The 901-nt window shown below is 68.7% G+C and carries 1 protein-coding gene; it reads left to right on the top strand.

Features of this window, described 5'->3' with window-relative positions:
- Positions 1–324, top strand: a 324-nt coding sequence (locus AC5P09_RS51970) for a DUF2399 domain-containing protein (RefSeq protein WP_493880634.1), incomplete at its 5' end; no start/stop codon positions are given.
- Between the last annotated feature and the right edge of the window lie 577 nt (positions 325–901).

Raw genomic sequence — 901 nt, forward strand, 5'->3', positions numbered from 1 at the left:
GAGGGCGTCCCGTCCGCCGCCTGCCACAAACTGCTCGGCGACGCCGTACGCGCGGGAGCCCGGCTGCACTGGCGCGCAGACTTCGACTGGGCCGGCCTGCGCATCACCGCGGACGCCATGGCCCGCCACGGTGCCCACCCCTGGCGGATGACCGCCGCCGACTACACGGCGGCACTCGGTGAGGGCGAGTCCACACCGCTCGCGGGACCGCCCGCGGTCAGCCCCTGGGATCTCGAACTGGCCCTCGCGATGGAGGAGTCGGGCAGTGCGGTCATGGAGGAACGCCTCCTGCCCGCGCTCCTATCCGACCTCACGCATACCTGACCTGGCGACAGCGCCCGAGGCCGAGGTGAACGATCCCGAACGCCGGCTACTTGTGCCGTCCTTTCCTGGGGGCTTCCCTTCCGGTCACCGGGACATGGAGCTCTTCAGCGGCGGTTTCGATGATCGCGTCCTCGCCGACCGGCTGCCGGGCTTCGGCAGCGGGAAGCGGCCCCGGCCGGGATTCTTGGGCGACCTCGTTCGTGCCTCTTCGTGACGCGGGGCGCGTCTTCTCAGTGAGTGTCGGTCTCCGGCTCCGGCACGGGGAGTTCGTCGAGGTCGAGGGTGAAGGTGCGGCCGTCGGCCAGGGCGATGGGGAGTTTGCCCGTGCCGTATGCGCGTGTGTGTGGTGTTGTAGCCGCTCGCGGTGGGTTCGGTGTGCAGGACGACCTCTCGGGCGTAGGGGTCCACGACCAGGTAGGCGGGGATGCCGTAACGGCCGTACTTCGCGGTGCAGTCGTCGTAATCCTTGCGCGCCGAGGAGTGAGGACACCACCGACGTACTAGTAGGACTCCGTTACGTCTGTCTGCCGGTCCTGTTCAGGGGAACGCTGAAGGTGTGGACGCACATGAAGTGAAC

Source organism: Streptomyces sp. a15 (genome assembly GCF_059026085.1).